Annotated in this window: 11 protein-coding genes; 6 read left to right on the forward strand and 5 right to left on the reverse strand. The window is 39.4% G+C overall.

From position 1 onward, the window contains the following. Nucleotides 1-540: 540 nt before the first annotated feature. Both ACOWPH_RS06835 and rpsT read right to left on the reverse strand, forming a co-directional pair. Nucleotides 541-1,326, reverse strand: a complete 786-nt coding sequence (locus ACOWPH_RS06835; RefSeq protein ID WP_042465980.1) for a TatD family hydrolase — start codon at nt 1,324-1,326, stop codon at nt 541-543. A gap of 80 nt (nt 1,327-1,406) precedes the next feature. Continuing rightward, entirely contained in the window at nt 1,407-1,703 is a 297-nt protein-coding gene (gene rpsT, locus ACOWPH_RS06840; protein WP_015214673.1) for a 30S ribosomal protein S20, read from the reverse strand. Between the two features lie 398 nt (nt 1,704-2,101). Here rpsT and hisD point away from each other — a divergent pair, with 398 nt between their 5' ends. Both hisD and ACOWPH_RS06850 read left to right on the forward strand, forming a co-directional pair. After that, the gene (hisD, locus tag ACOWPH_RS06845) at nt 2,102-3,427 is read left to right on the forward strand and encodes a histidinol dehydrogenase (protein ID WP_015214674.1); all 1,326 of its coding nucleotides are present in this window, start codon (nt 2,102-2,104) and stop codon (nt 3,425-3,427) included. 176 nt (nt 3,428-3,603) lie between these two features. After that, nucleotides 3,604-4,032 carry a universal stress protein gene (locus ACOWPH_RS06850; RefSeq protein ID WP_015214675.1) on the forward strand — a complete coding sequence of 143 codons (429 nt, stop codon included), beginning with the start codon at nt 3,604-3,606 and terminating at the stop codon, nt 4,030-4,032. Between the two features lie 160 nt (nt 4,033-4,192). Here the strand turns inward: ACOWPH_RS06850 and ACOWPH_RS06855 are convergent, their stop codons facing one another. Beyond that, complete coding sequence (locus ACOWPH_RS06855; protein WP_015214676.1) at nt 4,193-4,579, reverse strand: hypothetical protein; 387 nt, start codon at nt 4,577-4,579, stop codon at nt 4,193-4,195. A gap of 172 nt (nt 4,580-4,751) precedes the next feature. On the opposite strand from ACOWPH_RS06855, the gene hslO reads away from it, so the two are divergent. Continuing rightward, nucleotides 4,752-5,657 (forward strand): Hsp33 family molecular chaperone HslO, encoded by a 906-nt coding sequence (hslO, locus tag ACOWPH_RS06860; protein WP_015214677.1) that lies wholly within the window; start codon nt 4,752-4,754, stop codon nt 5,655-5,657. Nucleotides 5,658-5,813: 156 nt separating this feature from the next. Beyond that, nucleotides 5,814-7,898, forward strand: a complete 2,085-nt coding sequence (locus tag ACOWPH_RS06865) for a hypothetical protein (protein WP_015214678.1) — start codon at nt 5,814-5,816, stop codon at nt 7,896-7,898. An 89-nt stretch (nt 7,899-7,987) separates the two neighbouring features. Here ACOWPH_RS06865 and ACOWPH_RS06870 read toward each other — a convergent pair whose 3' ends face one another. Continuing rightward, entirely contained in the window at nt 7,988-8,623 is a 636-nt protein-coding gene (locus ACOWPH_RS06870) for a Uma2 family endonuclease (RefSeq protein WP_015214679.1), read from the reverse strand. 207 nt (nt 8,624-8,830) lie between these two features. Here ACOWPH_RS06870 and ACOWPH_RS06875 point away from each other — a divergent pair, with 207 nt between their 5' ends. Then, nucleotides 8,831-10,576: a hypothetical protein gene (locus ACOWPH_RS06875; RefSeq protein ID WP_015214680.1), complete on the forward strand. Its 1,746-nt coding sequence runs from the start codon at nt 8,831-8,833 to the stop codon at nt 10,574-10,576. A 26-nt stretch (nt 10,577-10,602) separates the two neighbouring features. Here the strand turns inward: ACOWPH_RS06875 and crtD are convergent, their stop codons facing one another. Further along, complete coding sequence (gene crtD / locus ACOWPH_RS06880) at nt 10,603-12,117, reverse strand: C-3',4' desaturase CrtD (protein WP_015214681.1); 1,515 nt, start codon at nt 12,115-12,117, stop codon at nt 10,603-10,605. A 159-nt stretch (nt 12,118-12,276) separates the two neighbouring features. Here crtD and ACOWPH_RS06885 point away from each other — a divergent pair, with 159 nt between their 5' ends. Beyond that, entirely contained in the window at nt 12,277-12,996 is a 720-nt protein-coding gene (locus tag ACOWPH_RS06885; protein WP_015214682.1) for a hypothetical protein, read from the forward strand. Nucleotides 12,997-13,045 lie beyond the last annotated feature (49 nt).

A 13,045-nucleotide genomic window follows, 5' to 3' on the forward strand; every position in this document is an offset into this window, starting at 1 on the left:
TTGTATCTTTAAAAGAATTTATCTATACTCACAGTGAGATCCCAAAATTGAAGAATCCGCGAGAGCCGGCTCTGAATCAGGATGGATTTATGTTGCTGAATTTTAGTCACAAGGCACTTTATGTTTAACAATTTTCTATAGGTTCAATTCACACCAGATCCGCTGTTGTGCAAAAGTCCATGTCAACCTAGTCTGCCAGGATTTGTTATCTATTGAGAGCATCTGCTTGTAGAGATAGTTTTAGATGTCCGTGAAATTTTGGTTTTTATATTTACAAATCCCTAATCAGCCCGGTGCAGGTTTTATACCCGCCTGCAATTAAGTGGCTTTCAGCAGTTATAAATCCTTTCCCTTATCATTATTATGGCGCAAGTAAAATGTTTTGGAGGGAATAATATTAGCACACTTTTGTCCTCCTAGAGTCTTATTTTTTTAAATTAATCCGATTGATCAAGGAAATGCTCATAAAAGCAGGTACAAAAAAGTGCTTTACTTTGATGGTTAGCCAGATCATGGTAATTCACCTTTATGGTTCGCTTTTTATAATGCCAGTCCAAATAATTTACAAGCATTTTGGGTGGTTTGATGGGCTATGGCTTCTATAGTTTCCCCGCGCAACTGGGCTAATTTTTCTGCTACATAAAAGACGTAGGCAGGTTCGTTGCGTTTTTCTCCTCGTTTGGGTACGGGGGCTAGGAAGGGGCAATCTGTTTCAATTAGTAGGCGATCGCTATTTACTATAGCAGCTGATGCTTGTATAGTTTGCGCGTTTTTAAAGGTGACTGTCCCACTAAAACTAATGTAGAAACCTAAATCCAAAAACCATTGGGTTTCTTCTGGTGTTCCACCCCAACAATGCATGACACCCCGTGCTTTTTCTCCTTGACTTTCTTGCCACCTTTGCAAGACTGTTCTTACCTGTGGGGCAGCATCTCGACAGTGGATAATCACTGGTAGATTCAGTTCAGATGCGATCGCTAACTGAGACTCAAATACTATGTGCTGGTGGTCATAGTCTTGGGCTTTATAAAAATCCAACCCCATTTCCCCAATCGCTACTACCTTGGCATCAGAACTGGCTAGAGTTTTTATTTTCTCGGCTGTTTCGTGATTCCATTTGGCAGCATCTAGGGGGTGTAAGCCCACTGCAAAACTGAGTTCAGTAATTTCCTGGGCTAGGGCTTGAATGCTGGCAAATTCCTCTGGGTGAACGCAGGAATGTACCAAACGCACTACTCCTGATTTTCGCCAGTGCGATCGTACTGTTGCTAAATCTGGCTGAAATAGGTCAAAGTTGAGATGGACATGAGTATCTATTAGCTGCATGGGTTGCTCAGGAGTCATTGATGGGAATTTATTAGGTCATTAATCTATTAGCTTGAAAACTAATGACTAATGACTAATGACTACTGTGCAGTTTGAGTCAGCGGTTTGAGTTTATGCGCTAATCTTGATTTTTTCCTAGCTCCGTTGTTGGGATGCAACACCCCACGCTTCACGGCTTTATCAATTTTGCTGTAAACCTCTGACATCTGAGTATCTACTGCTTGTTTCAATTCTGGAGTAGGAGCAGCTTTATAGGCTTCAACAGCACTAATGTACTTCTTCATCAGCGTTTTTACAGCCGATTTATATGCTTTGTTACGCAGTCGGTTGCGTTCTCCAATTTGGGCACGCTTGAGAGCAGATTTTGTATTCGCCACAGTCAATTCCAAAAAAACTATTAATTAATATGTACACACACTACTAGACTTACTAATATAGCATCCAAATTGCCAATGTTATAATTTCTGCAAAAAATAAGTTACAGAAGGTAATAGGCAACAGGAAAAAAATAATTACTACCCAGTCATCTGCTATTACCCCCTGTGATATGGGGAAATCCCTATGCTCAGGATATGTTTTCACATGGGGAAATAGGTTAAGATAGAGTACTAAAATTAATAACCCCTGGGAAAAAAGGAAACGGCAATCCTGGGAGTATCAAAAAAATCCAGGTTAAGCTAGAGAAGAGAGTTAGGGAAAGCTTGATCTCCTAGTGAGTAAGAGCAAAACTAATTCTCAAGCGGGAACATTCTAATTTTGGCATTGTCCTTATTCCATGCTGCGAATTATTACTCAGCAGGCAGACGTTAGAGCCGAACTACAACGTATCTGCGAACGTCTCCAACGCGCCGAAGGCGAACGCACCCAGGATGAACAATTGCTTCACAAAGAAGCAACAGTGAGGGAAATTTTGCAAGCAGTCAAGCGCCAAGGCGATAAAGCTGTATTGCATTATACTTCAGAATTTGACCACCAAACCTTGCAGCCAGAAGAACTAAGGGTGACAGGTTCAGAACTGGATGCAGCTTACCAACAGGTATCAAAGGATTTGTTGGCAGCTATTCAACTGGCTTGTCGCCAAATTGAAGAGTTTCACCGACAGCGAGTACCAAAAAGCTGGGTACACTTTGGCGAGGATGAAATAGTACTTGGTAAACGCTATACCCCTGTAGATCGGGCAGGTTTATACGTTCCAGGTGGTCGCGCCTCCTATCCCAGTACGGTGCTGATGAATGCTATTCCAGCCAAAGTGGCAGGTGTCCCCCGTGTAGTGATGGTAACACCAACACGAGGAGAAAAAACGATTAGTTCCGCAGTTTTAGTAGCTGCACAAGAGGCGGGGGTACAAGAAATTTATCGCATTGGGGGCGCTCAAGCGATCGCAGCTTTAGCTTACGGTACAGAAACGATTCCGAAAGTGAATGTGATTACTGGACCAGGCAACATCTATGTCACCTTAGCCAAAAAATTAGTTTATGGAACAGTGGGTATTGATTCATTAGCAGGCCCCAGCGAAGTGCTGATTATTGCTGATGAAACAGCTAATCCTGCACACGTTGCGGCGGATATGTTAGCCCAAGCGGAACATGATCCAATGGCGGCGGCAATTCTGTTAACAACAGATGCTGGTTTAGCAAAAAAAGTCCAAGTAGCTGTAGAACGACAATTAATAGATCACCCACGACGGATAGACACAGAAAAAGCGATCGCTCATTACGGCTTAATTGTCGTTGTCGAATCTCTCACCGCAGCAGCAGAACTCTCAAATGAATTTGCTCCTGAACACCTGGAATTAGAAATTAAAGATCCCTGGGCTTTGATTTCTCAGATTCGCCATGCTGGGGCTATTTTCCTGGGTTATTCAACACCAGAAGCTGTAGGTGACTATTTAGCGGGGCCAAACCATACCTTACCAACCTCCGGTGCAGCCCGTTATGCTTCTGCCTTAGGTGTAGAAACTTTTCTCAAACACTCTAGTATTATTCAATACTCACCAACTGCACTACACAAAGTAGCTGGTGCAATTGACGCACTAGCAAACGCTGAAGGTTTACCTTCCCACGCTGATTCAGTACGACGGCGAGTTGAGGAAAATGAGTAATTTAGTAATGCATAACCTTTACTGAATACGGTTGACACAAGCTACTCCTTAGTTAAAGATAGTAAGTTTGTGATTTTAATAAACTAAAGCTTACATTTGGGAAATTATTGGTGTTAACACCAATAAAGATCCCTATGTGACGATTTAAGGGGTCTACCTTTGAGGAAACAAAAGCGGTGTTAAAAACTATTTTAGTAGCTCTGGATGGCTCGGAAACTGCCGAACGAGTAATTCAAGCTTTAGGTGATTTGGTCTTGTCATCAAACACCAAAGTAATTCTTTGTCATGTATTTCCTACACCGGAGTCAGAAATAGAATTACCCGCTGATCGTCCTCACCCTGAGTCACCCAAGTTTTCTTATTTCCAGATTGAAAAGCAGATGCAATTCTATCAAGAAAAATTGTCATCTGAAAGTGAATTAGAACTGGTAACTGGTGATCCTGCTGAAGAAATTGTGCGACTAGCCAATATTTACAACGCTGACTTAGTGGTTATTGGTAGTCGTGGATTAACGGGGATGAAGAGAATTGTCCAGGGTTCTGTTAGCACTCAAGTCATGGAAGAAGCTAATTGTTCAGTCTTGGTGGTAAAACCGGGTAAATAATTCGTAATTTGTATATTGTCACATCTAGGCAGAGCCTTTTAGAATTCATTCACGTACTCTGTATGAGAATGAGAAAACTAAATTCCTATTAGGGACTTCCAGAAAATATTTATATATTTTTTTATTTGGAAGTCCCTTATTGGGTGGAATATTTATAGATTTACACTTTCTGAGTTACCAAAAACTGACGTAAACTCAACAAGCTTAGAGTTTGAGCCAACTTAACAGGTAAAATTGATATACCTTCCAAGCGGGACTGTACCCAACCTTCTCCCCAATACCATTCGTGAAAGCCATCAATACCATTACTGAGTAGCAAGCGCAGACAATTGGATTTGACGACATCGACTTGATGATGTATTTGGACTGGCCCTGTGGAAGTAGTAAACTGAAATCCGGTTTTTAGTTCTTCTGGCATTCCGGGTGAAAAACTTTGTCCTAATAGCCATTTTTCTAGCTGTGCTGGACGCAATAGACTATCGTGAATGGCAGTAGCTGATGCTTCGATTTCAATTCGCAGTTGGCTTTGTTGAAAAGTTCCTAGCATGGTGATTGGTGATTGGTGATTGGTGATTGGTGATTGGTGATTGGTGATTGGTGATTGGTGGTAGGAGAAAGATAAATATTCCTCTATTTTTCCTAGTTGCCAGTCACTAGTCCCCAGTCCCCAGAGAACTTACAATAGAAAAGTAATTTTGTTAAGAATTGTAAGGGTTTTCATGGCGGATCAATTAATTAGGGCTACAGCGGCCGATGGGGGTATTCGGGCGGTTGGTGTGATTACCACACGCTTAACTGAGGAAGCACGAGTGCGTCATAAACTTTCTTACGTAGCTACAGCCGCACTAGGAAGAACTATGTCAGCAGGCTTGTTAATGGCTTCTAGTATGAAGCGTGTTGGGTCTAGGGTCAATGTGCGAGTCAAGGGCGATGGGCCTTTAGGTGGTATATTGGTAGATGCGGGCTTGGATGGCACGGTACGGGGCTATGTGCAGAACCCATCGGTGGAATTGCCTCCTAATTCTAAAGGTAAGCTAGATGTTGGTGGCGCAGTAGGTAGTGGCTACTTGTATGTTGTGCGGGATATTGGCTATGGTTATCCATACTCTAGTACGGTTGAACTTGTTTCTGGTGAAATTGGTGATGATGTCGCCCATTACCTAGTAAATTCTGAACAAACACCTTCGGCTTTGGTTTTAGGTGTATTTGTGGGTTCAGGTGGCGTTACAGCCTCTGGAGGGATACTATTACAAGTGTTGCCTAAAGCTGCCAGAGATGAAGCCTTGGTTTCTACTTTGGAATCAAGAGTATCTGCATTATCAGGGTTTACGCCATTATTGCAAGCAGGAAAGACGCTGACTGAAATTTTTGATGATTTGCTAGGAGATATGGGGCTGACAATTTTTCCTGAAAGTCAGATGTTGCGCTTCCATTGTCGTTGTTCCTTTGATCGGGTGCTAGGAGCATTAAAAATGCTTGGAGAGGCAGAATTGCAAGATATGATTATTAAAGATAATGGTGCGGAAGCAACTTGTGATTTTTGTGGCAGAGTTTATCAAGCTAGTAGTGATAATCTGGCGAAACTAATTGTTGATTTGCAGACGGAAGCTTCTATTTCAGAATGAGTATAAAAAGATACTAATCTCAATAATTGTAAATGGTATCTGTGGAGATAGAACAGGAAAAAAATAGCTTTTTAATGATGAGAAAGAAAGTTACTATGGCCAAAATGGAATTATCAGTCTGACTTAGACTGCTGTTCAATTACTTTGGTGTGAGAGATGACAGAACGGGATATTTCAGACAGTTGGTCTCCAGCCAGAGCAGAAAAACCAGATCAAACAACAAGATTATCCCGAACTACAGAAGTCGGGACTACTCAAGTATCTGGTGTCCCAGCTACTGGTTCTAACTATAAATCAGTGAAGCAGCAACAAGAGAACAATACAGAAGGATTACCTATAGATAATCATTCAGAGCGAAATTTTAAGCTCGGTTATATTACTGAGAGAATACCACGCTGGATGAAAAATTGGGTGCTGTGGTCAATATTATTAACGTTGATTCCCAGCACTATAGGATTTATATCAATGTCGATGCTGCTTAAATTACCATCAGCACCGAATTGCCCAGAAATTTTTTGGCCTTTGGCTAGTGCTTCGGTAAGGTTGCACTGCGCTCAGTTGGCAGCTTCTAAGCAGACTATAAATGATTTATTGCAAGCGATCGCACTGGTAAAGGAACTGCCAAAAAATCACCCCCTCAGAGGGCAAATTAATGGTTTGCTAGAGGAGTGGTCACGGGATATTTTACAGTTAGCAGATCAAAGTTTTCAAGCTGGAAATTTAGAAGAAGCGATCGCAACTGCTCGCCAAATTCCTGAAGACTTAGAAGTACGGAAACTAGTAGAAGAACAAATTGGTAAATGGCAGTCTATCTGGTCAAGGGCAGAAGAAATTTACCAAGAATCGGAAAAGGAACTGCGACAAAGGAATTGGCAATCAGCTTTTATGCTGTCATCTAAGCTCCTACGCGTCAACAATAAATATTGGTCTACTACCAAATATGACCAATTAAATCGCATCATTGTAACAGCGAGAGAAGATGGCGACAAGCTTTATAAAGCTGAAAGCATAGCAAAACGTCGCTCAGTCGATCAACTACTTGAGGCTATTAAGCTGGCTGAGTCGATTCAGTCAGACAGCTATTTGTATCAAAAAGCTCAAGAGTTGATTCCTGAATTTGGGCGCAAGATGTTGGAATTGGCACAAGCAAGAATGGACAGACGGGATGCCGATACAGCATTAGAAATTGTCAGACAAATTCCGCCAATTTCCTCATTACAGACAGAAATAGATGATTTTGTGGTTTTGGGTGAAGCACAAAGGAATGCTTGGGTGGGTACTGTTGCTGGTTTAGAGGCAGCTATTTACCAAGCCCAACAAATTGATGCTTCTAGGGAAGTATATGGTAAAGCCCAACAACTGATTGCTCGATGGCAATTAGAGATTGAAGATGTTGCTCGTTTGGAAAAAGCGCGAAATTTAGCTAGTCAAGGCACAATTAACGATTTAACGGCAGCAATCTCCGAAGTACAGCTGATTCCCGATAATAACCCCCGTTCTCAAGAAGCGCGGCAAGAAATGGGACGGTGGCGCAGCAAAGTAGAGTCTATTGAAGACCAACCTTATTTAGATCGCGCTGAACAGATAGCTCTATTGGAGGATATTAACTCATTACAAGCTGCGATCGCAGAGGCAGGTCAAATTCGATCTGGTCGTTCCTTATATCCAGACGCACGAAAAAAAATCAGCACTTGGACAGCTAAAATTCAGCGAATTCAAGATCAACCTTATCTAGATCAAGCACGCATCATTGCTGATAGTGGTGATTTAACTACTGCTGTCAGGGAAGCTCAAAAAATTGCCTCATCAGGACGAGCGCTGGCAGGAGAAGCACAAACAGCTGTTGATAGTTGGCAAGAGCAAATCCGTGCCAAAGAAAACTGGAAGAAAGCCAGAGAAGTCGCTATTACTGGCACACCAGAAGCTTTAGCCGAGGCGATCAAGTTAGCTAATCGGGTATCAAATCGTAACGTCTTACGTATGGACGCGAACCTGGCTATTGATCAATGGAGTCAACAGTTATTACAAATGGCGCGTTCTCAAAGCGAGTTTGATGTTGCTAGAAGTATTGAGACAGCCAGGTTGATTCCACAGGGTAGTTCTGCTTACAGAGATGCCCAACAACAAATTAGGACTTGGCGACAATTTATTCTTCCTAAGTCATCACCTCAGCCATCACCTGATCCTTTATTGCCTGGATCTGAAGAGTCACTGCCATCACCGATTAGTGATGGGTTGTAATCGGTAATTGGTAATTGGTAATTGGTAATTGGTAATTGGTAATTGGTAATTGGGGGACTGTGTGAAATCAGCCCCTTTTTTATTTAAAATTAGTTATTGAGTGCCACTTTAACCCAAGTGCGGAAAGCACGAGTTGCGGCAATTTGTCCAATCTTTTTACTTTCTTCGATAAATCGGGGAATTTCTTTAATTGGTATAGGTGTAAAAGTGGGGCTAATTTGAGTTTCTAAATATTGCTTGTTTGCAAGGATGTAGATTTTTAATGTAGTTCCATTAAAACGCCAAAATTCGGGAATTCCCATTGCAGCGTAAAGTTTTAATTTGTCTATTTTTGGTCGGGAATATTCTACTTCTAATACTAAGTCTGGTGGTGGATCAAATGCTAAATCAATATTCTCTTTTTCTCTAACTAATAACTCATTTTGGATGTAATAACTGCTATCTGGTTCTGCACCATATTCTAAATCATCTCTTGTTAATGTTAGTGAACCAACTCGGTTAACTTCTAATCCCAATTCTTCACATAATACACCAACAAAAACCTCAATTAGACGATTTGAGCTTTCATGAGGTTTTTGTGGAGTCATTATTTCTATCTTTCCATGATCATAAGTCATTCTGTTTGTGCGGTTTGAACCCATCTCAGCCAGCATGGTTTTAAATGTTTGCCAAGTGATGTTTTCAAGTAAAACTCTGTTTTCTGCCGGTGTTGCTGTCGTTACCATAGTTTATTTATTCCTAAAATTTTTATATGTCGGATGTTAGTAGAAGATGTACAAAGATAAATTTTCACAAAACTTTTAAAACAGCAATAATGACAAATTAAGCTTTTTTACTTGACAAATACAAGTATAATACATCAAAATTATTACAAGCACTAATACTGTTAAAAAATTTACTGTGTAGACAATCTATAAAAAAAGAGTAATCAAATGCTACAAGTTATATCTGGTAAGTTTTTCACAAAACCTAATCGGTTTACTCATGATGCAAAAGCAGTTACCTACTCAAATTTTTCCTACTCTCAACCAATAAAAACGTGTATTGCAACTCTAGAACCCGCAGATATATTCCATGAATCAGCCGTGCCTTACATAATAAATTATACTAATCAAATTGAATATGATGAAATAAGACCTGGAGTAATCAGTCGAATTGGTGATCCTGAAATCGTTCAGCAGTTTCAATTACTTTGCATTTTTGGCTTGAGGGCTTTTTTCCATACTGATAAGCGAAATGTTGAAATAAATTGCAGAGAAAGACGCAAAAATTCTGGAGATTACTATTTACCATCTAAATTTGTCAAGCGTTTCTTTGACACTAGCATACGTGGCAATGAAATTGATATAAGTACATTTGTTCAATTTGTAGATAAAGTCATTGGTTTACCAAGGAAGGAATATACTGCTGTTATTAGATTCCTCGGCAACTTCTCAGATGCATTACAGATATTAAATTATAATCTAGACCTAGCATACTCTATGCTTGTTTATTCATTAGAATCACTTAGTCAAAATTTTGATGATTTTGAAGCAACTTGGGATGATTATGATCAGAAAATAAAAAATAATTTAGATAAACAATTATTAATAATAGACCAGGATGTAGCGACTGAAATACGTGAAATATTATTGAAATCTAGTCATCTGAAACTACAACAACGATTTATTAAATTTATTACTAATAATATTTCTGATACTTATTATCTTGATGAAGCTCTAGATACTACAATAACAACAACAAGACCAATAAGACCATCAGAAATTGAAATTGCTCTCAAAAATGCTTATAGTATGCGTTCTAAGTACGCTCATCAGTTAATACCAATACTGAATCAATTGAAATCGCCTCAACTTGCAGAAGGAGACGTATTTCCTTGGCAGAATAGTCCTTACCTTACCTTTAACGGATTAACTCGTCTTGCTTACCATGTTATTAATAATTTTGTGCAGAAACAGCCATATCTGGAAACAGAAGAATATGACTGGAATGGTGATATTCACAACATTGTTCCTACGGCAATCGTACAAATGAAGATGGCTGCTCAGTATTGGATATGGAATTCTTTAGGATTCTCTCCTGATCAAGTTTTTGATAGATTTTCTGGCTTTTTATCACATTTTATAGAAGCTATACTAGATAGCAAAAATACAGATTTGATTGATTTGCATGAATTATTAGAGTTATATGAAACTTCAATTGCTAATGCTAAAAGGCAACAAAAAATAGCGATGTTGTCAATGTACCTTATTTATAATCAATCACTTATTCCTGAACTACAAATGAAAAATCATGTTACTTTTATTAAAAAACATATAGATATATTAAATGAATGTTGCATTGAAACGATGCTAGTTAATATTCTATGTGGGAAGCAATGGAATTGGGATATTCATGATTGTGTTTTTCAATATTCCAACAAATATATTAAAAGGAAGTTTACCGAAAATGCACTTAATTTACCTTTTATTCTAGAACTATGTGTAATTTTTGAAATTGCAAATTCTTATTTGAGAATAGGTAGTAAAGATGAATATTACAAATGGATGCAAACTGCGCTTTTAGAGTCATGTGGAAATCAATCTCTTCAGTCTTATATTCAAAAAAATAAATCTGATAATCTCGAAATCAATTGTGCTTCATTCTTTGAATGGCTAAGATCAAGTAATATTAAATAAACGATGTTATACAATTTACTTAATCATCAATTTTGAGCTTGAATTTGCCTAACTACTGTCAAAGCTGAATAACTCACCCCCGCAGTTCCTTCACCTGGATGAGTTGAATCACCAACTAACCATAAATTATTAATAGGAGTACGATTGGCAAAACCAAAGGGGCCAAAAGTAGGAATTCTTTGACCAATTCCACCAACAATACCGCTTTCTCTGCCGGTATAATGAGCAAAGGTGCGGGGTGTGGCAGCTTCTATATGAATTATAGTTTCAGGTTTTAGATAGAAATATTGGGAAAGTTTGGAAATTGCATCTTGGGTAAATTTTTGTTTTAACTCTTCATAATTTTGAGTTTCCCACCAAGGAGTAAAATCAACAAAAGAAGAAGCAATAATTGTGGCTTTTCCCTCTGGTGCGCGGCCATCTCCTTCATGACTCACAGATACAAATAAAGAATTATTTTCGCCAATCGGTTTATTAGCATCATATAAAAATTGTAAATGAGGTGGACAATCAGCAGGAATTGCACTCTTCTCTACACCTAAATACACCACAAATGCACCGGAAGCTGGGGGGAGTTTTTCTACTCTTTGTTTATATCCAGATGGGGCATTTTCTGCCAATAACTCTACTAAATTCTGGACTGTAACGTTAGCAACTACATGATCTGCGGTTTCTGTCCAAGTTTCCCCGGTTTTCTGGTTTCTGATAACTACAGCGTTAGCTTTGCCATTTTCAACGTTGATTGTTTCGATGGTGTGGCGCATTAATAACTTACCACCGTCTCGTTCTAAGGCAAATAGTAAGCGATCGCTCAAAACTTGCATACTACCCTGGAGATGAAACAATCCCTGCGGTAGTTGGGAAACACTCAACGCTGTTGCTGCATAAAGCAAAGCAGTTTCTTCCGCGCTAACCTGAGAATACAACTTGAGTTGCAAATCCAAAAACGTCCTCAGTCGGTAATCATTCCCCAAACCACATAACCGTAAAGCATCCCCCACAGTAAACAAAGTAAAAGGTGCAGTTATAAAAGTACTCGGACGCACCGCTTGGATTAATTGTCCTAAATCCCATAAATTACGCGGTGGTAAAACCGGATCACGTCCTTGAAATTCCCAACTAGCATGAAATAAAGTTGCTAATAATTGCCAAAAAGGTTCACTACCAGGAAACTGTTTTTGGCGTTCTTCCTGCCATTTTTGAGAATCACGCCAGACATTAATCGGTGTAGACTCCCCAGGGAGATAAACCGCACAAGCAGGGTCACAAGGCGTTGCTTCTGGTAACTCAATTCCCAATTCTGAGAAAATACGGTGATGAATTCCCCCTGGTTCTAACCCTGCAACTTGAGTTGCACCGACATCAAAGGTAAAGCCTTGACGTTTAAAAGTAGAAGCACAACCACCGGGAACTAAAGCCTGGTCGAGAATTAAGACGTTGTAACCTCTATGTGCTAATAATGCACCGGCTGTAAGTCCACCTATACCCGCACCGATAACGATGACGCGGGATTTATTTTTGTTAAGGGAAAGACTAGGCATTGATACTTAATTTTACAATTCTTAATATTACTACTCATAATTTTAAATTAAATTGGGCGTGGAAAAGGGGGAAGTGAGGAAAATCAATTTTAGGAAACGCTATATTTGTACTTATGTTTTGTTATACAGTATTGGCACTGTCAAAAAATACCTAGGTTTATGAGCAAAGATTTTGAAATTCAAGAATTTGCGATCGCTATTACCGCCAAAAATCTTAATCCCACCGTTCTCACCCCCGACTTCTTGAAATACACAGGGATTATCCCCGCAGATTGGGAGTTAGCCAAACAACCAGTTTATGCAAATGGTGTAGTTCAGCTTTTTTTTAACAGTGGTTTAGGAATCGTTGCCCAGCCCAATAGTGTGAGCATATTAGAGAGCATAATCACAAAACCAATCGCAGAAATACAAGTACCAAAAATTACTTTAAACTTAATAGAAAAACTATCCCAAGTAGAGTATCAGCGAGTAGGAATTAACCCCAGAGGATTTGTCACCTTTAACTCAGATGCCGATGCCTATGAATACATATGCAGTAAACTTTTATCACCCGGCTCATGGCAAGAGTTTGGAGGAGGAAAAGTAAATGCTGCCTTACAGTTAACTTATCCTTTGAAACGGGGAACACTAAACTTAGGCATCAATCAGGTAAATGTTCAATTTCCTGATAAACAAGCGTCAGCGATTTTATTTTCAGGTAACTTTAATTATCCCTTGTTAGGAGATATTCCCACAGAAAAACTGCAAGACTTGCAAAATATAATTCAGAATTGGCAAGATTCACTAAAAACTTTCCAACAATTATTGACCGAGAAATTTCTACCCTCATCTGAAACACCAAGAAGTATTTCTGTTTTTCCACCAATGGCAAAAAGTTGATAAAAATGTAGATTTGTAATTCTTGTAGGGTGGGCATCCTTTGACTGAG

Source organism: Anabaena sp. PCC 7938 (genome assembly GCF_049315035.1).
Taxonomy (GTDB): Bacteria; Cyanobacteriota; Cyanobacteriia; order Cyanobacteriales; family Nostocaceae; genus Anabaena; species Anabaena cylindrica.

Excerpts from the sequence above, each read along its gene's own strand:
- ACOWPH_RS06835 (WP_042465980.1), bottom strand. The coding sequence starts at position 1,326 with ATGCAGCTAATAGATACTCATGTCCATCTCAACTTTGACCTATTTCAG.
- hisD (WP_015214674.1), top strand. The coding sequence starts at position 2,102 with ATGCTGCGAATTATTACTCAGCAGGCAGACGTTAGAGCCGAACTACAA.
- ACOWPH_RS06855 (WP_015214676.1), bottom strand. The coding sequence starts at position 4,579 with ATGCTAGGAACTTTTCAACAAAGCCAACTGCGAATTGAAATCGAAGCA.
- hslO (WP_015214677.1), top strand. The coding sequence starts at position 4,752 with ATGGCGGATCAATTAATTAGGGCTACAGCGGCCGATGGGGGTATTCGG.
- ACOWPH_RS06865 (WP_015214678.1), top strand. The coding sequence starts at position 5,814 with ATGACAGAACGGGATATTTCAGACAGTTGGTCTCCAGCCAGAGCAGAA.
- ACOWPH_RS06870 (WP_015214679.1), bottom strand. The coding sequence starts at position 8,623 with ATGGTAACGACAGCAACACCGGCAGAAAACAGAGTTTTACTTGAAAAC.
- ACOWPH_RS06875 (WP_015214680.1), top strand. The coding sequence starts at position 8,831 with ATGCTACAAGTTATATCTGGTAAGTTTTTCACAAAACCTAATCGGTTT.
- crtD (WP_015214681.1), bottom strand. The coding sequence starts at position 12,117 with ATGCCTAGTCTTTCCCTTAACAAAAATAAATCCCGCGTCATCGTTATC.
- ACOWPH_RS06885 (WP_015214682.1), top strand. The coding sequence starts at position 12,277 with ATGAGCAAAGATTTTGAAATTCAAGAATTTGCGATCGCTATTACCGCC.